Here is a 19206-nt window from a genome sequence, read left to right as displayed (position 1 = left end):
CGTCACGGCATCAACTGGCCGCCGTTGACCTCGATGATCTGGCCGGTGACGTAGCCCGAGAGCATCTCGGAGGCAAGGAACAGATAGGCGCCGACGCATTCGTCCGGCGTACCAAGGCGCGCCATCGGCACCGTGCGGCGCTGCGCATCGAGCATTTCCGGCGAGGTATAGCGCTCATGGAACGGCGTGGTGATGACACCGGGCGCCACCCCGTTGACACGGATCTTGTCGCCCGTGAATTCCTTGGCATGGCCCTTGGTGATCGTGGAAACAAACCCCTTGGAGGCGGCGTAGAGGATCGCGCCACCACCACCGCCGTTTCGGGCGGCAATCGAGGTGGTGTTGATGATGAAGCCGCCCTGGCGGGCGAGATGGGGATGCGCGGCGCGGGTGGCGGCAAGCACCGAGCGGGCATTGAGGTTCATCACGCGCTCGTATTGGGCATCGGTCATTTCGGCGGTAGTGACCCGGCCGAGCATGCCGCCAGCATTGTTGACAAGGCCGTCAAGTCGACCGAAATGGCTGGCAGCGGCCTCGACGACCCGCTCCGTTTCGCCATCCTGGGAGACATCGCCCTGCACGAGGAATGTCACGTCCTTGCCGACCTCGTCCGAGAGTGCTTCGGCAGCGGTGCGGCTCTCATTGTAGTGGATGGCGACCTTTGCACCCTGTGCGACAAAGGCGCGAACGAGCGCTGCACCAATGCCGGTGGAGGCGCCGGTGATCAGCACCGCCTTGTCCGCAAGATCGGGAATCGTAATCGTCTTCCAATCCATCATCGTCATCTGCATACTCCTCGTCGGTTCAGGACGCCGCCACAAGGCTGGCGCGATAGGCGGGCAGGATATGATCGCGGGTGAGAGGCGCAAGGTCGAGCGCCTCGGCCTGCTCCGGCAGGATCCAGACGATTTCTTCGATCTCGGCTGCTGGCGTAACTTTCAGCATCGCGACATCGATGCGAAAGACATCGGCGACCACGCGACTTCCCGGTTCATTGGCGGCGTCGGCTTCGAAATGACCGAGCGGCACGAGCCGGTCGCTGGTCAAGGCGAGGCCGATTTCCTCCTCGATCTCACGCAAAAGCGCCGATCGCGCGTCTTCACCCGGCTCAAGCTTGCCGCCGGGCTGCATGAAAGCACGAGTGCCGCGCTTTCTCACAAGAAGCGTTTCACCATCTTCCCTCAGGACAAAGGCGGCTGCGATTCGGATTGTTGCCATCATGAGGCCACAAGAACGGAACGGGCGACTTTAGGCAAGGGCCGGTTGCCGAGATGCGGCGGCGAACGCGTCAAGGCATGGGGGGCTCGCCGGGCTACCCTCTGCGAACAATAAACGGTCGTAAATTATCATATGTATGTTTCTCTGCCGCCATGTACTGTCGGATTTGTTACTGCCAAATTTCGGCCGATTTTTCCCATGCCCAGTTCAGGATTATCTTTATATGCGTTTGTCGTTTCGGGTGGCCCCGCCGAATATCATCGAAAGGCAGGGCGACGGATATTTCGAGCCAGCCAGGCCCGCTCCGTTTACTGGCCCGCCTCGCGATTATCTCAGAATGCTCCTGCTCGTCCGAAAGGACTATCTGAGTGTTTTCCGCAAGAATGATTATCGCAGCCGCATTTCCCAGATGCGCGGCCTCGGGCGGCAGCTGGTCGTGGTCAACGTGCCGGAGCAGGTCAAGTACGTGCTTGCGACGCGAAACGACAATTTCGAACGCAAGAGCCCGGCAATGCGCCGCGCGCTGGAATACCTCCTGGGCGACGGGCTTTTCATCTCCGATGGCGAGACCTGGAAGCGCAGACGGCCACTCGTCAGCGATATCGTCCATAAAAACCGGCTTCCGGATTTCGCTCACCATATGGAAGAATCGACCCTCGACCTGGTGAAACGGTGGAGCCTGCTGCCGGCAGGCACCGTCATCGACGGTCTGGCGGAAATGGGCGGCCTGACGGCAGAAATTATCGCACGCGCCGTTTTTGGCGATAAGATCGGGCCGAACGATGCCGGCGAAATCGTCGAAGGCTTCAACAGCTTTCAAGGCCTCGTCGATAACGTCAATCTTGCCTATGTCGCAGGTTTCGACAACGGCATCCCGCTTCTCAAGACCCCGCGCCTGAAGCGGGCGATCACACGCGTCCGCACCGTGATCGACCGTGTCGCCAGCAATCATCTGGAAGGAAAGGCGCAGGACGGTTCGATGCTGGATCTGCTCGTTCGCCGGCAGCAGAAAAATCCGGAACTGGGGCTTGATCTGCGCGCCCTTCGCAACGAAGCCGCCACCATCTTCATGGCGGGGCAGGAAACGACGGCAGCAACGCTGACATGGGCGTGGTATCTGCTCGCCAACGCGCCCTGGGCTGAAGATGCACTGCACGCCGAGATCGAACGGGTTTGCGGCCACACACCGCCGACGCTCGCAGACGTGCCGAAGCTCGAATATTGTCGCGCCGTGATTGAAGAAACCTTGCGGCTTTACCCACCGGTCCCGCTGCTCGGGCGGCAGGCCCGCGACGCCGATCGCATTGGCGACATTGATGTCATTCCCAGCGCCCTTATTACCATATCGCCCTGGCTGCTGCACCGGAACACCGACATCTGGAACAAGCCGAACCACTTCATTCCGGAACGTTTTCTTGGTGGATTCCGTCCGGTTCCCTACTCCTATATTCCCTTTGCGAGCGGACCGCGCATCTGCGCAGGGCTTCAATTCGGCCTCACTGAATCTATCCTGTGCCTCGCCATTCTCGCGCAGCGGTTTAAGGTACGACTTGTGCCGGGCATCGCCGTTCGTCCTGCATCGAGACTTACACTGCGCCCGATGGGCGGCCTGCCGGTGACAATCCATCCAAGATGAAAAAAAATCTACGGACCAAATCCGACGATCCTGCACTGACCACCCGCAAGGCATTCGTCTGGGAAGACGAAAAGGCGCCGCCGCTTGCCGACATCGTCAAGGGTGCGGATGCTCGCCGTCGTTTTTTCCGCTACTGGATCCATGACACGCTGCGCGATCTGCCGAAGCTCTTGAGCTACAATCTGCTGCGGCTCCTTCCCGCCGGGCTCGCTTCAGAGCTCGGCGCTTTCCACTACGGTGCGATCCGCCATCTCTTTCCGGCACGAAATCAACGCATCGCGGAAAATCTGGCGCGGATACGCCCGGATCTCGATCCGGCCTCCACCGCCCGTCTGCACTGGCGCAGCAAAGGGCGCGTCATGGCGGAATTTTCCGTCCTTGCCCGCATCGATGCATCTGACAGCGTCACGCTTGAAGGCGAGGAAAATTTGCGCGAGGCCTATGCGCAGGGTCCGGTTGTCGTGCTCGGTCTGCATCTTGGCAATTGGGAACTGATTTCGGTTGCGCATCGTCGATTGAAAATTCCTATCACCACCTTCTACATGCCGCCGGAAAGCCGGGTCGAACACAGGATTGCGCGCCACGTGCGCAACAGGCTGGACCTGGGACTGTTTCCCCCGGGCGTCAAGGGCGTGCGGCCCGCCATGAAGCGCCTGATGGCGCATGACGGCCTTGTCGCAATCTTCGGCGATGAAGGCTTCGACGACGGCATCATGGCTCCCTTTTTCGGCCGGCCGACGCACCTTTCCGGAAATCTGGCGATCGCGGTGCGTCTTGCCCGGCATGCCGGCGCGCGGATCGTTCCGTTTTATGTGGTGCGCAAAGGGGGATCGCGCTTCATTTGCCGATGGCTGAAGCCGATCGATCTGCCAGAGACAGACGATCCCGGCGCGGCGCTGGCCGATGATGTGGAGCGGTTGAACGGCGTTATCGAGCCCATCGTCAGCCGCCACATCAATCAATGGTATTTTCTGGACCACACGCTGTGACGCAGGCCCGTTACCGTCAATCTCAAAGAAGAGCCTGGGCCTCTGCAAATGCCTGGGAAATGGTCGCGAGCTTGACTGCCTGCCACGCCATGTAGTCATCGACTAGACGCTTGGAAATCCAGACATCGCCGTCATAGGGCGGCTTGCTCCAGCCAAGATTATCGACCTCCTGTGCGCGGGAAAGCAGGCGGACGACCTGGCTGCGGGAAACACCGTAACGGGTAACGAGATTGCGGGGGCGCAGCGGACCGATATTCGAATGTTCCTCGCGATTACGCGGGAAGGGAACACGCGCCAAAAGGTCATGCAGCAGATTGCTGCCCATGCCGGAAAGGGTGAAAATTCCAATGCTTGCCGGCGGATCGGACCAGCGTGGATTGGCAAGAAGATCACGGGCGATGCGCGGCTAGGCGTGGTAGAGCAAGGCGGGATGAGCCTTGGAAAAAGCAACTCTCTCACCGCCGTCGAGACCATCGAGCGCGGCCAGATGTTCATCAAGCCAGATGCGAATCAGTCGCAGTGCATCTTCGCCGGGGATAAGCGGGCGCGTGCGCATATCTCCCTGCGCTTCGACCATGAAGATGTTGAAGCGCCGCATCTGCAGGAAATGGGAAGAGAAGGTATTTCGGCTGGCATATGGCTTGAGGGGCTTCATTTTCAAAAGCCGTGAGACCGTCAATCCCGCAGGATCGATGCCTGTTACCTGATCGAAATAGAGAGAAAGGGCGATCTGCGTGATCAGCCATCGGTGCAGGTCCGAGACGTAATGCACAATGCGCGGCGTCTCGTCGTGGATCTGGGTAAGTTCGCGGCCGATACCGGTCAGGGTTTCTTCGATCTTCGGGAAGGAAAGCAGGGCGGCGAGGTCGTATACCTGCGGCGAGCGAAACGAGCTGCTGTTTTCCAGTGTTCCCGGCGTCAAAGCCGCGTCCCGATTGAGATGCCTGCTATCCACAACGTCATCCCGGAAACACCCGAATCCATTTTTTCCAGCAGCCCGAAGGCTGCACAGTTAGAAAAAATGTTCGGAAAAAATCAGCATAAACAATGCTGAAGAATGGAATGGTGCCCAGAAGAGGACTCGAACCTCCACACCCTTTCGAGTACCAGCACCTGAAGCTGGCGCGTCTACCAATTCCGCCATCTGGGCGACGGGCTGGGATGTAAGGGGACGGGCCGCAGGTGTCAACAGGGTTTTTGCAGTTTTGTGTCAGAGGCCTCAAAAAAATATTGGAAGCCTCTGATTCCAGTTGTTTTTCGCTTTCAAAATTTCAGACGAAAGCAACTACGCGTGCCCCTCTGAAAAGCCGCTAATCCGTTTCAACCCCTCTTCAAGCAAAGCCAAGGCCGCCGCTTCGGTTTCTGCTTCGACGTAGCAGCGCATTTCCGGTGCATTACCCGAGGGGCGGAAGTGGATGACGCGGCCATCGGCAAGGGTGACGCGCAGCCCATCAATGTCGCTGACGGTCTCCGGACGATCGATGCTAGACAGGAAGGCGGCGAGATTTTCACGGCTTGCCCGCAGATACGCCATCAAGGCTGCACTCGTCTCAGACGAGAAATTTTCAATGCGATCGGCAACCGCGACCGGCAGCGCATAGCTTGCGGCAAGCGCCGAAAGGGTGATGCCCTTCGATTTGGCGAAAGAGAAAACTGCAAGCGCTGGCAGGAAGCTGTCACGCGTTGGGAGCGGCGTCAGCGTGGTGCCGTTGATGGTGAAAGGCGTGGCCGTCAGAGTGCCGCCATTGGCCTCGAAGCCCACGACACCTTTTTCTCCGTTCGCGATCGCGCAGGTCATGCCTTCGATCACATAGGGCGATCCGACGCGGGTGCGCAGCACCGGAATATGGCGTTCCAAGCCGGAATTGGAGGTGACGGGTGTGACGGCGATGGTGGCACCGACAAACTGGGCGGCCACCAACCCGATGAAATCACCACGCAGGGGCATGCCGGCCTCATCCGCCACCAGCGGCCGGTCGCCGTCGCCGTCGGCGGAGACGATGCCATCCAGCCGATGTTCGCTTGCCCAGCCCTTGAGGCTCTCGATGGTGGCGGCGGAGACGGCTTCCGTATCGACGGGGATGAAATCGGTGGATCGGCCGAGCGCAATAACCTCTGCGCCGTAATGTGACAGGACATCCATGAACAGGTCACGGGCGACCGTGCTGTGCTGGTAGACGCCGATGCGCAGGCCGGCGAGCGCCTTTTCCGGCAGGATGGCCTTGTTGCGCGTCAGGAACTGCTCGCTTGCGGGGGCCATGCCGTCTTCAGCTTCCGCGGGGGTGGCATCGATCGGCTCGCCTTCGACTATCAGCTTCGAGGCTTCGGCGCCAATCGCCTCCTCGTCGGGTTTGGCGATCTCGCCATCCGGACGATAGAATTTGATGCCGTTTCGATCAGCGGGGATATGGGAGCCGGTGACCATCAGCGCGGCAGCCTTCTGCGCGCCGGCATAAAGCGCAAGGGCTGGCGTCGGTACCATGCCGCAATCCACGACCCTGAACCCAGCGCGGGAGAGCGCCCCGGCGCAGATTGCCGCTATCGAGGGGCTGGAGGCACGAAAATCGCGGCCGATCATGATGCGGTCGCCGGGCTGGGCCTGGCCGGAGGCAAAGAGATAACGGGCAAAGGCGGTGGAATAGATTGCGGCAGCAGGCCCGTCCAGATCGACAGAAAGGCCGCGCAAACCGCTGGTTCCGAATTTCAGGCTCAAGAGATGTATCCTCGTCGTCAAACAGGAATGGCAAAGAAAAAGATAAACTACGGCTTTGGGCAGCGATGGAAAGTCGGGCCGCTTGCGGGGTAATCAAAACAGAGTGATGCTATCACTTTATGAAACGTCGATTTCCTGAACGCAAGCGGCCGACGGCGCGGCATCACGACCGCGTGAATACCCAGAATAAAATCTGTGCTCTAATCGTTGTCAAAGATTGGGCTGCACGCGCGGCCGTACCTGCCCGATAAACCACAGTGGATGCGGGTCGCGAACCGAGACTGCGGCCATATGTCAATACGATGCGGGCGATGCCGCCTTCGACGGGAGGAAACAGCATGTCGGGATATCGCAGTTTCATATTTGGAAGTGTGTTCAGCGCGCTTTCAATCATCACGCCATCGGCAGGGCTACAGGCGGTGCCGCTTGCCGCACCGGCCGTTGAGACAACCGCAGCCAACCCGCTTCAAACGATCGATTATCGCGGATGGAACGGCACCGGCTACCGGCCTTATCGCCCCTACGAATACCGCCCCTACAGACCCTATCGACCATATGCAGCACCCTACGCCTACCGGCCGTATTACAGGCCCTACTATCGACCGGGCGTCGAGGTTTACGTGACGCCTCGACCCGCCTATCGTGACGCGGCCAATCTGCACGTGGAGTGGTGCCTTGCGCGCTATCGCTCCTACAATCCGCAGACCAACAGGTTCCTGACCTATGGTGGCATCTACAAATATTGCCACTCTCCCTATCGCTGAGGATCAGCCGAGAAGAGTGATGCCCCAGAGGATGAGAGCATAACGGGCGGCCTTGCCAATCGTCACATAGGCAAGGAAGACGGGAAGCGGCGTTCGCAGCAGGCCGGCCACAAGCGTCAGCGGATCGCCGATGACGGGGAGGAAGGAAAACAGAAGCACCGGGCGGCCGTAGCGCGCAAACAGCGCTTCGGCCTTTGCGCGGTTTCTCGGATTAAGCGGGAACCATCGGCGGCTTTCAAAACGGATCAGGAAGCGGCCGAGGAGGAAATTGAGAACCGCGCCGAGCACATTGCCCATAGTCGCAGCGACGAAGAGCGCGGTCACCGGGACCTCGCCTGCCTGCACCGCAAGCACCAGAGCTGCCTCGGACAGGCCGAACAACAGCGTCGCCGACAGGAACGAGGCGACAAAGACGCCAATGAGGGTGCTTGTCACGCGCGATCAGGTCCGGTCCGTATGGCCGAGATCCCGTTCGGGCTCGATGATGTCACGCACCCGCTGTTTCAGCTCCTTCGGTCCCGGAAAGCCGCCGTCACGCTTGCGCTCCCAGATAAGTTCGTCATTGACGCGGATTTCAAAATTGCCACCCGTGCCGGGGATGAGCGCCACTTCGCCCAAGCTATCGGAAAAGGTCGAGAGCAGTTCCTGGGCCATCCACGCGGCCCGCAGGAGCCAGCTGCACTGGGTACAGTAGAGGATGGTGACGCGGGGTTTGTCGCTCATCGTTCGAATGTCCTTTCATGGGCATGCTGCCGTTCTTGCGGCAAATGGCAAAGCTCATTCCGCCCGCAAGAGGCGCATGGCCTTGCCAATAACCTTTCGAGCGACAAGCGACAAGCGACAAGCGACAAGCGACAAGCGACAAGCGACAAGCGACAAGCGCACGATCATCTCGCGGGAATGTCAACTAAATTTATCAAGTTTCAAATCCCTGACGGTTGCCCTTGGCGGAATTCGCGGCAACAGAATGCCGCAGTGCAACAACCCTCGGGGAACCCAATGACCGACATTTCTTCCAGCCGTCCGCAACCGATCCTGCCCAGCCTTGCCCGCCTCTATCTGCCGCTCGGCACGACCGCCGAAACCATCCTGCGCGTGGTCGCGGGCGTTCTGCTAGTCACCCATGGCTATGGCAAGATCATGAACCCGTTCGGCGCCGTCGGCATGGTAGAAGGGCTTGGTTTCTATCCGGGCGTCTTCTGGTCGCCGCTTCTTGCCGCAACTGAGTTCTTCGGCGGCATTCTGGTCGCCATCGGCCTCTTCACCCGCCCGGCATCCTTTGCCGCGATGATCGTGTTGCTGGTGACCGTCTATTTCCATGGCGTCGTTCAGGGCGAAGGCCTCGGCGGCGCCGAAAAGTCGATCCTCTGGGCTGCGATCTTCCTGTTCTTCGCAATCCGCGGCTCGAACGCACAGTCGGTGGACGCCAGGATCGGGAAGCAGATTTCATCAGCCCCAGCGAAAAAACATCAAACGAAAAATGGCGGCCGAGAGGCCGCCATTTTTGCATCCATCAAACCCGTGGCGCTTACAGCGTGCGGGTGATGTGTTCGACGCGGAAGCACTCGATCGTGTCTCCGGCGCGGATGTCTTCGTAGTTTTCGAAGGCCATGCCGCATTCCTGGCCCACCGGCACTTCGGAGACTTCGTCCTTGAAGCGCTTGAGGGTCTTGAGCTTGCCTTCGTGGATGACGACGTTGTCGCGCACCAGGCGGACACCGGCACCACGTTCGACCTTGCCTTCGACGACACGGCAACCCGCGACCTTGCCGGTCTTGGTGATGTTGAACACTTCCAGGATTTCGGCATTGCCGAGGAAGGTTTCGCGACGTTCCGGCGACAACAGACCCGACATCGCCGACTTCACGTCATCCACCAGATCGTAGATGATGTTGTAGTAGCGGATCTCGATGCCGGCACGCTCGGCTGCTGCCCGTGCCTGCGCGTTGGCGCGGACGTTGAAGCCGATGATCGCCGCATCCGAGGATTCGGCCAGCGAGATATCCGACTCGGTGATGCCACCGGCACCCGAATGAACGATACGGGCGCGAACCTCGTCTGTCCCGAGCTTGTCGAGAGCGCCGATGATGGCTTCGATCGAGCCCTGAACGTCGCCCTTGATAAGCAGCGGGAATTCCTTGTAGCCGGTGTTCTGCAGCTTGCTCATCATCTGCTCGAGCGAGCCGCGCTGGCCGGATGCACGGGCAACGGCCTTGTCGCGCGCCAGACGCTGGCGGTACTCGGAGATTTCGCGAGCGCGGCTTTCGTTTTCAACCACGGCAAAACGGTCGCCCGCCGATGGCGTACCCGACAAGCCGAGAACCTCGACCGGCATGGACGGGCCAGCCTCCTTGACGTGCTCACCACGATCGTTGACGAGAGCGCGGACACGGCCCCACTGATCGCCAGCAACGATGATCTGGCCTGGCTTCAATGTGCCCTTCTGGACCAGCACGGTGGCCACAGAACCGCGTCCGCGGTCGAGCTGGGCTTCGATGACCGTACCTTCGGCCGTGCGGCTCGTGTCCGCCTTCAGGTCGAGGATTTCGGCCTGCAGCAGGACCGCTTCGAGCAGCTTGTCGAGGTTGAGGCGGTTCTTGGCCGAAACTTCGACGTCGAGAACTTCACCGCCCATGGTTTCGACGAAGACGTCGTGCTGGAGCAGCTGGTTGCGCACCTTCTGCGGATCGGCTTCATGCTTGTCGATCTTGTTGATCGCCACGATGATCGGAACGCCGGCCGCCTTTGCATGGGCGATGGATTCGATCGTCTGCGGCATGACACTGTCATCGGCGGCAACCACAAGGATCGCAATGTCGGTCGCCTGGGCGCCACGGGCACGCATCGCGGTGAACGCGGCGTGGCCGGGGGTGTCGATGAAGGTGATCTTGTGGCCGTTGTGCTCGACCTGATAGGCGCCGATGTGCTGGGTGATGCCACCCGCTTCACCGGAAACCACATTGGTCTTTCTGATCGCATCAAGCAGCGAGGTCTTGCCGTGGTCGACGTGACCCATGATCGTGACGATCGGCGGACGCGACTGCATTTCGCCTTCGTCGTCCTTAACGTCGAAGATGCCTTCTTCAACATCGGATTCCGAGACGCGCTTGACCGTGTGGCCGAATTCGCTGGCAATCAGTTCAGCCAGATCGGCGTCGATGACGTCGCCCGGCTTCATCATCTGGCCTTCCTTCATCAGGTACTTGATGACATCGACGGCGCGTTCGGACATGCGCTGCGACAGTTCCTGAATGGTGATGGTTTCCGGCAGGATGACTTCGCGAATGACCTTTTCGCGAGTTTCCTGCATCTGGCTGCGGCGGAACTTCTCCTGGCGGCGACGCATCGCAGCCATGGAGCGGCCACGCGAGCTGCCCTCGTCGTCGAGAGCGGCAGTCAGCGTCAGCTTGCCCTTGCGGCGTTCGTCTTCGGTCTTCGGACGGGCGGGAACCTTGGCCGGTTCCGGACGGGTAACCTTGCCACGAGCAGGTGCCGCGGCGCCACGGTTCGGACGGGCATCGTCCTCGCCTTCCGGCTTGCGGCCACGCAGGGCTGGTGCCGGTGCGGCAGCGCCCGGACGGGCCGATTGCGGACGCGGCTGTTCGTCACTGCGGCGTGCAACAACGGCTGGCGCTGCAGCAGCGGCGGCGGCGGCTTCTTCCGCGGCCTTCGCGTCAGCTGCAGCCTTGGCTTCTGCGGCAGCCTTTTCGGCTTCGCGTTCGGCGGCCGGACGGGCGGCTTCCTCAGCGGCACGGCGTGCAGCTTCTTCCTGCTCGCGCTTCAGGCGTTCGGCTTCCTCGGCGGCGCGGCGCACCTCTTCGGCGGCGCGGACCTTGGCTTCCTCGGCATCACGGATCTGGGCTTCGGCCAGCGCGCGGCGGCGGGCGTCGATCTCACCAGCGGAAAGCTGGTTAAGAACCACGCCGGTGCGCGGACGATTGTTGTCGGGCCGCTGCTGGGGCGCCGGTGTCGGGCGCTGCTGCTGAACGGGAGCCGGACGCGGCTCGGGCGCGCGCGCCACCGGGGTGATCGGCGTCACCGGCTTATCGTCTTCGGGACGATGCGGCCGGCGTTTGCGGGTTTCTACTACGACAGCCTTGGTTCGGCCGCGCCCCATGTCCTGGCGGACCGTTCCCTGGTTTACGCCCGAGGGCCGCAGGGTCAGCGTCTTCTTGCCGAATGTCTTGTCGTCGTTGTTGTCGGTCATTCCGTTCCGTTCCTAAGATCAAGGCCGGATGCGTATCACCAGACCCTGTCGTTCTCTCGAATTACGTTCGCGATGGCTCCGGGCTCGGCCGGTGACCCGCGTCATGTTCTCGTCTGGCGCGCAGGGCCAGAGGCTCGGTCCGGGACGGTTCCCCGATAACGTTCGAGCATGTTTGCGCGCTTCACTACACCCTCACCCGCCTGCCCTGCAAGCGCCGCGGCATGGATAAAAGCATTACTTGCCAAAAGCCCTTCCATTTCCGCCTCAGTATGGAAGCGGAAGGAGGGTATTTCCTGTTCGTCGGCCACTACAAAGCTCATCGCCTTGCGCGCCTGGTCTATCTTGCGCACGCCGTCCGCTGCAGCATCAACCGCATGAAACGTCGCGATTGCGGCCAGACCGCGCACGGCCTGCTCCACCTTCGAAGCCCCGGTGACGAACTGGGCCGCCTTGCGAGCCATGTTCATCATGCCTGCGAGCTGGACCGACAGTATCCTGTCGACCTCGTCGGCAAGCTCCGGTCCAGCCGTGACATCGGCCTTGAGTGCACGCGCAAAGAGCTTCTTTGCGATTGCCTTTTCAACGACAGCCCGTTCGGCTGTCACCCAGCAGCCGCGACCGGGCAGCTGCTTCTTCAAATCGGTCACCACACGCCCGTCGGGCGCTGCGACGAAGCGGATCAGATCGTCTGTCGATCCGCTCTGCCGCGTTACGATGCACATGCGGCCATTGATCTCGCCGCCTTCCGCATCCCCGCCGATATCGCCGGCGGGTTCGTTGTCTTCAGGCAACATGGGATGCCCCGGTCACAAAGGAGGACGCGCTCATGCGTCCTCTTCCGCGCCTTCGACGGTTTCTTCAAGGGCCGCTTCTTCGCGCACCAGATCCTCTTCCGTGATCCAGCCAGCAGCGAGACGGGCCTGGAGAACCATGCGCTCGGCTTCCGTGCGCGAAAGCTCGAACTTGGAGAACAGGCCCTCGAAGCGCTTGGTCTCGCCGTTCTTGCGCTCCGACCAGCCGACGAGATCGTCAGCAGCGCAGCCTGCAAAATCTTCCATCGTCTTGATGCCGTCTTCGCCGAGCGCGACCAGCATCTGGCCGGTCATGCCGTCGATGGTGCGCAGCTCGTCGGCAACGCCGAGTTCCTTGCGCTTGGCATCCATTTCGCCTTCGAGCTTTTCCAGGTACTCGCGAGCGCGGGTCTGGAGCTCGCTTGCCGTGTCCTCGTCGAAACCATCGATCGAGGCGATTTCGTCGAGATCGACATAGGCCAGTTCCTCGACGGCCGCGAAGCCTTCCGAAGCCAGAACCTGGCCGACCATCTCGTCGACATCGAGCGCGTCCATGAAGAGGGCGGTGCGCTCGTTGAATTCCTTCTGGCGGCGCTCGGATTCTTCCGCTTCCGTCATGATGTCGATGTCCCAGCCGGTGAGCTGCGAGGCCAGGCGAACGTTCTGGCCGCGACGGCCGATGGCCAGCGACAGCTGTTCGTCCGGAACGACGACTTCAATGCGCTCCGCATCCTCGTCGAGAACGACCTTGGCGACTTCCGCCGGCTGCAGTGCATTGACGATGAACGACGCCGGATCCTGCGACCACGGAATGATGTCGATCTTTTCGCCCTGCAGCTCGCCGACGACGGCCTGAACGCGCGAGCCGCGCATACCGACGCAGGCGCCGACCGGATCGATCGATGAATCGTTCGAGATCACGGCGATCTTGGCGCGCGAACCCGGATCGCGGGCGACCGAGCGGATCTGGATGATGCCGTCGTAGATTTCCGGGACTTCCATGGTGAAGAGCTTCACCATGAACTGCGGATGGGTACGCGACAGGAAGATCTGGGGCCCGCGCTGTTCGCGACGGACATCATAGACGTATGCACGGACGCGATCGCCGTAGCGCATGTTTTCGCGCGGGATCATTTCGTCGCGGCGAATGATACCTTCGCCCCGGCCGAGATCGACGATGACGTTGCCGTATTCGACGCGCTTGACCGTGCCGTTGACGATTTCGCCGATGCGATCCTTGAACTCGTCGAACTGGCGGTCACGCTCTGCTTCGCGCACCTTCTGGACGATGACCTGCTTGGCCGACTGGGCGGCGATGCGGCCGAAATCCATCGGCGGCAGCGGATCGGCGATGAAATCGCCGAGCTTGGCATCCGGGTTGCGGTCACGGGCCAGCTCAAGCGGGATCTGCGTCGAGTAATCCTCAGCGACCTCGACGACTTCGAGCAGACGCTGAAGCCGGATTTCGCCGGTTTTGGAATTGATGTCGGCGCGGATGTTGCTCTCCGAACCGTAGCGCGAGCGGGCCGCTTTCTGGATCGCATCGGCCATGGCGGCCAGAACGATTTCGCGGTCGATCACTTTTTCGCGCGCGACGGCATCCGCGATTTGCAGAAGTTCGAGCCGGTTAGCACTCACTGCCATGTTAAAGTCTCCGTCTGATTGCCGGGGCCTCTGTGGAGGCGTCCCGCGCTCTTGAACTCATAAACTCAGTTGATCGGCGAATCTTCGTCTTCGAAGTTTTCGTTGGCCGCGATCCCTTGTGCGGCCTGGGCAGCCTTGGCCTTCTTGTCCGCGGTCAGAGCGTCGCGGATCAGATCGTCCGTCAGAATCAACCGCGCTTCGGCAAGTGCCGTGAACGGGATCTTGACGACCGGTTCCTCGCCATAGGCTGGCTGGTCGCGCTCGATGGTGAAGCCCTCTTCGTCAGCGTCGGTGATCTTGCCGCGGAAACGCTTGCGGCTCTCGACCAGGATCGACGTTTCCAGCTTGACCAGATGGCCGACCCAGCGACCGAAATCGGACTTACGCACCATCGGCCGGTCGATGCCCGGCGACGACACTTCCAGATGATATTGCTTGTCGATCGGGTCTTCCACATCGAGAACCGGCGAAATCGCGGTCGAGATTGCTTCACAATCTTCCACGGTCATGGTGCCGTCGGTGCGTTCAGCCATGATCTGCAGCGTCGCGCCATTCTGCGAAGACAGGCGCACGCGCACCAGCTGGTAGCCCATGGGAACAATGACGGGCTCGATGATTTCGGCGACGCGCAGGTCAACGCCGGTCTCGATGACGAGACGCGGTTCCTGCTCAGATGCGGCCGGCGTAGTGTCGGACAACGATGCTCTCCCGTACCATCGGTAATAAAAAAGAGCGGGTCCTGACGGGCCCACTCTTCATCAACCGATCAAGAATTTGAGCGTCATATACGCTTCATCATCGGCAAATGCAAGTTATCTCGGGTAAAGCTGGATCGGGTTGGTGATTTAGGTCACTTGTTACCGCGAAATCCTGCCGTTCACGATGGCACTCCCGGTTGTCTCGCGCTAATCCTTTTCTAGTTTCCTTCCGGTCACCCGATAGAAAGCAGGATACGCCGTGCCGTCTCGACTCTCGCCGCTCGCACCCTTCCGGCACCAGATATTCCGAACCATCTGGATCGCCAGCCTCGCCTCGAATTTCGGCGGTCTCGTCCAGGCGGTTGGCGCGGCCTGGATGATGACCACGCTTTCCAAGTCGGCCGACATCATCGCCCTCGTGCAGGCCTCGACCACGCTGCCGATCATGCTGTTCTCGCTGGTTTCGGGTGCGCTCGCCGACAATTTTGACCGTCGCCGCATTATGCTCACCGCCCAGAGCTTCATGCTCGTCGTGTCGGTTGCACTGACCGTCTGTGCCTGGATGGGCGTATTGACCCCCTGGTCGCTGCTGCTTTTCACCTTCCTGATCGGCTGCGGCACGGCGCTCAACAATCCCGCCTGGCAGGCCTCGGTCGGCGACATGGTGCCGCGGGAGGATTTGCCGGGAGCCGTGGCGCTGAACAGCATGGGCTTCAACATCACCCGCTCCGTCGGCCCTGCGATCGGCGGCGCGATCGTTGCTGCCGCGGGCGCAGCCGCCGCCTTTGCCGTCAATGCGCTGAGTTATTTTGCGTTGATCTTTGCCCTGACTCGCTGGCAGCGAGACGAGGCTCTGCCGACCTTGCCGCGCGAATCGCTCGGGCGGGCGATCTCGGCCGGCCTGCGCTATGTGGCGATGTCTCCCAATATCCTGAAGGTTCTGCTCAGGAGCTTCGTTTTCGGTCTCTCCGCAAGTGCGATCCTGGCGCTTCTGCCGCTTGTCGCTCGCGATCTGGTCGCTGGCGGTCCGTTGACTTACGGCATCCTGCTCGGCGCCTTCGGCGTCGGTGCGATCGGCGGAGCGCTGCTCAGTGCCCGTCTGCGCGAGCGGATGTCGAGCGAGATGATCGTGCGCATCGCCTTTGCTGTCTTTGCCGTATCGAGCATCATCACGGCGATGAGCACCAATGGCGCGCTGACCAGCGTTGCCCTGCTCGGCTCCGGTGCCGGCTGGGTTCTGGCACTGTCGCTCTTCAACACGACCGTACAGCTTTCGACGCCGCGCTGGGTCGTCGGACGGGCGCTGTCGCTCTATCAGACGACCACTTTTGGCGGCATGGCATTCGGCAGCTGGATCTGGGGTCTGACGGCAGAGAATTATGGCGCGGAATTTGCTCTGCTCTGTTCGGCATTCCTGATGGTGGTCGGTGCTGCTATCGGTTTTGCGCTTTCCCTGCCGCAGTTCGAATCGCTCAATCTCGATCCGCTCAACAGTTTTTCCGAGCCGCTGCTGAAGCTCGACCTCAAGCCGCGAAGCGGGCCTATCGTGGTGATGATCGACTACGACATTGCCGACGAGGATGTATCGACATTCCTGACCGTCATGGCCGAGCGGCGGCGCATCCGCATTCGCGACGGGGCCGGGCAATGGGCGCTGATGCGCGATCTCGAAAAGCCGAATGTCTGGACCGAGACCTACCATGTGCCGACCTGGGTGGAATATGTGCGCCACAACCAACGGCGCACGCAGGCCGACGCGGCGATTGGCGAGCAATTGCTCGCGCTGCATCGCGGAGCGACTGCGCCTTACGTGCACCGCATGATCGAACGCCAGACCATACTTCCCTACGACTACGAGCGTTACAAGCAGCAGATGGATATGCACTGAAGCGGGCATCAGCTCCTTTTGAAAAGCAGTCGCGACGTGCATCGGGCGCTTTGATCGCACGGCAATAAACTCTTGTTGATTCGATGTTGAACGGGATGCCTGCAACGAAATGCGGGCTTATCGGTTCCGTCACGCATGGGCGCGTCTGCGCGATGCGCCAAAGACAAGCTGCTCAAGTTTTTCAGAGACAGGAGCCTAAACGATGCGCGCACCGCCCCTTCTTTTGACCGGAACCATTCTTTCGCTGGCGCTCGCCGCGACGCCCGTTTTTTCGCAATCCGCTGGGCAGCCGTTCGAGACCCGCGCACCGAATGCCAAAGGGCAGACGCCGGCCTTCCCAAACCAGACCAGAGCGCCGCAGCCCACCAGCAAACTACAGATCAAGACCGAAGTTGTCGCCGATGGCTTGCCGCATCTCTGGGCCATGGAATTTCTACCGGACGGGCGCATGCTGGCGACCGCCAAGGATGGGGAGATTGTTCTCGTGTCGCCTAACGGTGGCGGCACGCAAGAAGTTGAAGGCGTGCCTACGGTCGAATCTGGCGGCCAGGGCGGGCTGCTGGATGTGGCGATAGCACCGGACTTCACGCAATCGCGGCTGATTTACTTCTCGTTCTCCGAGCCGCGCGACGACGGCAACGGCACCTCCGTCGCGTCGGCAAAACTCATCGAGGACGGAGATGGAGCGGCGCTCGAAGGCACCAAGGTGATCTTCCGCCAGACACCGAGCTATTCCAACAGCAAGCATTTCGGCTCGCGGCTCGTCTTCGGGCCGGACAACATGCTCTACGTGACCGTCGGCGAGCGCTCCGACCGAAAGACGCGTGTGCATGCGCAGGACCTGTCGAGAGGCTTCGGCAAGGTTTTCCGCATCAATGCCGAGGGCAAGGCGCCGGCTGATAATCCCTTTGTCGGCCGTGACGATGCCCAGCCGGAAATCTGGAGCTACGGTCACCGCAACATGCAATCCGCCACCATCGACAGCCGGGGGCGGCTCTGGACGGTCGAACACGGGCCGAAGGGCGGCGACGAACTGAACCGGCCGGAAGCTGGAAGAAACTACGGCTGGCCGGTGATCACCTATGGCATCGACTACAGTGGCAGGCCGATCGGCGACGGCATCACCGCAGCCGAGGGCATGGAACAGCCGGTCTACTATTGGGACCCGGTGATCGGCCCCTCCGGCATGGCCTTCTACGAGGGCGACGCAATCCCGGAGTGGAAGGATGCGATCCTGATCGGCGGGCTGGTAGCCCAGGGACTCGTCGTGCTGCACATGGAGGGTGACCAGGTGAAATTCGAGGAGCGCGTACCGCTCGATGCGCGCATCCGGGATGTGAAGGTTGGTCCGGATGGCGCCGTCTATGCGGTGACGGAAGACGGGGATTCTTCGACGATTTTAAGACTGACGAAAAGCTGAGGACAGCCCATAAATCAGAGCTTCGCCTTCAGCGACACATCGGGGAAACAGGTCGCGGCGAGACCGTTCCTGGTCTGCCAGTCGCCAAGCGAGCGGCGGGTCTTGTAGCCGGCGAGACCATCGGCCTTGCCGACGTCGTAACCCTTCGCCTGCAGGCTCTTCTGCATCTTCAGGACCTCGGAACGCAGCATCTTGCCGACATCGCCCCAGGTGCCGCGGAAGGCACCGCCACCGGACGAAATGCGGTCCGCGAGGTTGCCGATGAACAGCGCATAAAGATCTGAATTGTTGTATTCCTTGATCACGTAAAAATTGGGCGTGACGATGAATTCCGGGCCGTGGCGGCCGGCGGGGACCAGCATCATGCCGCTGGCGGACGCTTCGGAGGAAGGAAAAGCCTTGCCGGAAATGCGGGTGATGCCATCCCTGGCCCAGGCAGAGATCGGCTTTGCGAGATCCGGACCTTCCTGTGCGCAGGAGACACCCTCAGGGATCGAAACTTCGAAACCCCAGTCGCGGCCGCGTTGCCAGCCCTTCTCCGAGAGATAGTGGGCAATCGAACCAAGGACATCCGGCACTGAACTCCAGATGTCGCGTCTGCCGTCACCATCGAAATCGACGGCATATTGCAGGAAGCTTGACGGCAGGAACTGCGGTTGACCCATGGCGCCTGCCCAGGAGCCGCGCATATCGGCCTCCCGCACATCGCCGCTTTCCAGGATATGAAGGGCGGCGATCAGTTCGCGGCGAAAAAGCTCGGGCCGTGAGGACATGAAGGCTTTCGTTGCAAGCACGTCCATCACGGGATGGGGGATTTTTGCGCGTCCGAAGCCGGATTCTCGACCCCAGATGGCGAGCACGACGGAACCGGGCACACCATAGTTCTTCTCAATCCGCCGGAGCGTCGCCGCATGGGTTTTGGCAAGACTGCGACCGGTGGCGGCAAGCCCCTGCAGGCGCTGCTCCGAAAAATAAGCGCCGGGCGAGGAGAATTCGGCCTGGCTCTGCTTCTGCTCATTCGGGGGCTTCGTGCCTGGAGGCGCGAGATCCGGCAGATCCCAGTTGAGTTTCACATCGGCAAAGGCGGCCTTGAAGGCGGAAGCGGAGATACCGGCCTTTTGGGCTTCGGGCCAGAGATCCTGCTGCAGCCATTGTCGGAACTGCGCTTCGGTCTCGGCTTTGGATGCCGCAAAGGCAGGAAGCGGAGTGAGCGCAAGGAGGATGGCAAGCAACATCGT

At 61.1% G+C, this 19206-nt stretch carries 17 protein-coding genes, 1 tRNA gene and 1 pseudogene; 6 read left to right on the top strand and 13 right to left on the bottom strand.

Annotation, left to right across the window (positions count from 1 at the left end):
* Nucleotides 1–2 precede the first annotated feature (2 nt).
* A complete protein-coding gene (locus QO002_RS03310) occupies nucleotides 3–785 on the bottom strand; it encodes an SDR family NAD(P)-dependent oxidoreductase (RefSeq protein ID WP_307226655.1) in 783 nt (260 codons plus the stop codon).
* Nucleotides 786–804: 19 nt separating this feature from the next.
* Complete coding sequence (locus tag QO002_RS03305) at nucleotides 805–1221, bottom strand: NUDIX hydrolase (RefSeq protein WP_307226653.1); 417 nt, start codon at nucleotides 1219–1221, stop codon at nucleotides 805–807.
* Between the two features lie 334 nt (nucleotides 1222–1555).
* On the opposite strand from QO002_RS03305, the gene QO002_RS03300 reads away from it, so the two are divergent.
* Both QO002_RS03300 and QO002_RS03295 read left to right on the top strand, forming a co-directional pair.
* Nucleotides 1556–2854 (top strand): cytochrome P450, encoded by a 1299-nt coding sequence (locus tag QO002_RS03300; RefSeq protein WP_307226651.1) that lies wholly within the window; start codon nucleotides 1556–1558, stop codon nucleotides 2852–2854.
* Nucleotides 2851–3843, top strand: coding sequence for a lysophospholipid acyltransferase family protein (locus QO002_RS03295; protein WP_307226648.1), 993 nt, complete (start codon nucleotides 2851–2853; stop codon nucleotides 3841–3843). Before QO002_RS03300 ends, QO002_RS03295 begins: the two co-directional genes overlap by 4 nt.
* Before the next feature lie 22 nt (nucleotides 3844–3865).
* Here the strand turns inward: QO002_RS03295 and QO002_RS03290 are convergent, their stop codons facing one another.
* From QO002_RS03290 to QO002_RS03275, 4 genes are all read right to left on the bottom strand, one after another.
* Nucleotides 3866–4168: a hypothetical protein gene (locus tag QO002_RS03290; protein ID WP_307226646.1), complete on the bottom strand. Its 303-nt coding sequence runs from the start codon at nucleotides 4166–4168 to the stop codon at nucleotides 3866–3868.
* A gap of 81 nt (nucleotides 4169–4249) precedes the next feature.
* Nucleotides 4250–4798: a hypothetical protein gene (locus QO002_RS03285; protein ID WP_307226643.1), complete on the bottom strand. Its 549-nt coding sequence runs from the start codon at nucleotides 4796–4798 to the stop codon at nucleotides 4250–4252.
* Nucleotides 4799–4906: 108 nt separating this feature from the next.
* A tRNA-Leu gene (locus QO002_RS03280) sits at nucleotides 4907–4993 on the bottom strand.
* A 135-nt stretch (nucleotides 4994–5128) separates the two neighbouring features.
* The gene (locus QO002_RS03275) at nucleotides 5129–6556 is read right to left on the bottom strand and encodes a phosphomannomutase (protein WP_307226641.1); all 1428 of its coding nucleotides are present in this window, start codon (nucleotides 6554–6556) and stop codon (nucleotides 5129–5131) included.
* Between the two features lie 338 nt (nucleotides 6557–6894).
* Here QO002_RS03275 and QO002_RS03270 point away from each other — a divergent pair, with 338 nt between their 5' ends.
* Nucleotides 6895–7320 (top strand): BA14K family protein, encoded by a 426-nt coding sequence (locus tag QO002_RS03270; protein WP_307226638.1) that lies wholly within the window; start codon nucleotides 6895–6897, stop codon nucleotides 7318–7320.
* A 3-nt stretch (nucleotides 7321–7323) separates the two neighbouring features.
* On the opposite strand, the gene QO002_RS03265 is transcribed toward QO002_RS03270, so the two are convergent.
* Both QO002_RS03265 and QO002_RS03260 read right to left on the bottom strand, forming a co-directional pair.
* The gene (locus QO002_RS03265) at nucleotides 7324–7701 is read right to left on the bottom strand and encodes a YqaA family protein (protein WP_370878535.1); all 378 of its coding nucleotides are present in this window, start codon (nucleotides 7699–7701) and stop codon (nucleotides 7324–7326) included.
* A gap of 60 nt (nucleotides 7702–7761) precedes the next feature.
* Entirely contained in the window at nucleotides 7762–8043 is a 282-nt protein-coding gene (locus QO002_RS03260) for an Rdx family protein (RefSeq protein WP_307226636.1), read from the bottom strand.
* Nucleotides 8044–8319: 276 nt separating this feature from the next.
* Between QO002_RS03260 and QO002_RS03255 the strand changes: the two are divergent.
* Nucleotides 8320–8763, top strand: a pseudogene (locus tag QO002_RS03255) (DoxX family protein); the annotation flags it as partial.
* A gap of 85 nt (nucleotides 8764–8848) precedes the next feature.
* Here the strand turns inward: QO002_RS03255 and infB are convergent.
* From infB to rimP, 4 genes are all read right to left on the bottom strand, one after another.
* Nucleotides 8849–11527: a translation initiation factor IF-2 gene (infB, locus tag QO002_RS03250; protein ID WP_307226633.1), complete on the bottom strand. Its 2679-nt coding sequence runs from the start codon at nucleotides 11525–11527 to the stop codon at nucleotides 8849–8851.
* Nucleotides 11528–11628: 101 nt separating this feature from the next.
* A complete protein-coding gene (locus QO002_RS03245; protein ID WP_307226631.1) occupies nucleotides 11629–12321 on the bottom strand; it encodes an RNA-binding protein in 693 nt (230 codons plus the stop codon).
* Between the two features lie 30 nt (nucleotides 12322–12351).
* Nucleotides 12352–13962, bottom strand: coding sequence for a transcription termination factor NusA (gene nusA / locus QO002_RS03240; RefSeq protein ID WP_307226629.1), 1611 nt, complete (start codon nucleotides 13960–13962; stop codon nucleotides 12352–12354).
* Between the two features lie 65 nt (nucleotides 13963–14027).
* The gene (gene rimP, locus QO002_RS03235) at nucleotides 14028–14660 is read right to left on the bottom strand and encodes a ribosome maturation factor RimP (protein WP_307226627.1); all 633 of its coding nucleotides are present in this window, start codon (nucleotides 14658–14660) and stop codon (nucleotides 14028–14030) included.
* A 259-nt stretch (nucleotides 14661–14919) separates the two neighbouring features.
* Here rimP and QO002_RS03230 point away from each other — a divergent pair, with 259 nt between their 5' ends.
* Together QO002_RS03230 and QO002_RS03225 are read left to right on the top strand one after the other, a co-directional pair.
* On the top strand, nucleotides 14920–16548 hold the full coding sequence (locus QO002_RS03230; protein WP_307226625.1) for an MFS transporter: 1629 nt from the start codon (nucleotides 14920–14922) through the stop codon (nucleotides 16546–16548).
* A gap of 202 nt (nucleotides 16549–16750) precedes the next feature.
* Nucleotides 16751–17968, top strand: coding sequence for a PQQ-dependent sugar dehydrogenase (locus QO002_RS03225; protein WP_307226623.1), 1218 nt, complete (start codon nucleotides 16751–16753; stop codon nucleotides 17966–17968).
* 14 nt (nucleotides 17969–17982) lie between these two features.
* On the opposite strand, the gene QO002_RS03220 is transcribed toward QO002_RS03225, so the two are convergent.
* Nucleotides 17983–19203 carry a lytic murein transglycosylase gene (locus QO002_RS03220; RefSeq protein WP_307233118.1) on the bottom strand — a complete coding sequence of 407 codons (1221 nt, stop codon included), beginning with the start codon at nucleotides 19201–19203 and terminating at the stop codon, nucleotides 17983–17985.
* Nucleotides 19204–19206 lie beyond the last annotated feature (3 nt).

The organism is Pararhizobium capsulatum DSM 1112 (genome assembly GCF_030814475.1).
Taxonomy (GTDB): domain Bacteria; phylum Pseudomonadota; class Alphaproteobacteria; order Rhizobiales; family Rhizobiaceae; genus Pararhizobium; species Pararhizobium capsulatum.
Note: the sequence above shows the minus strand (reverse complement) of the source record. Positions and strands in the feature narration are given on the sequence as shown.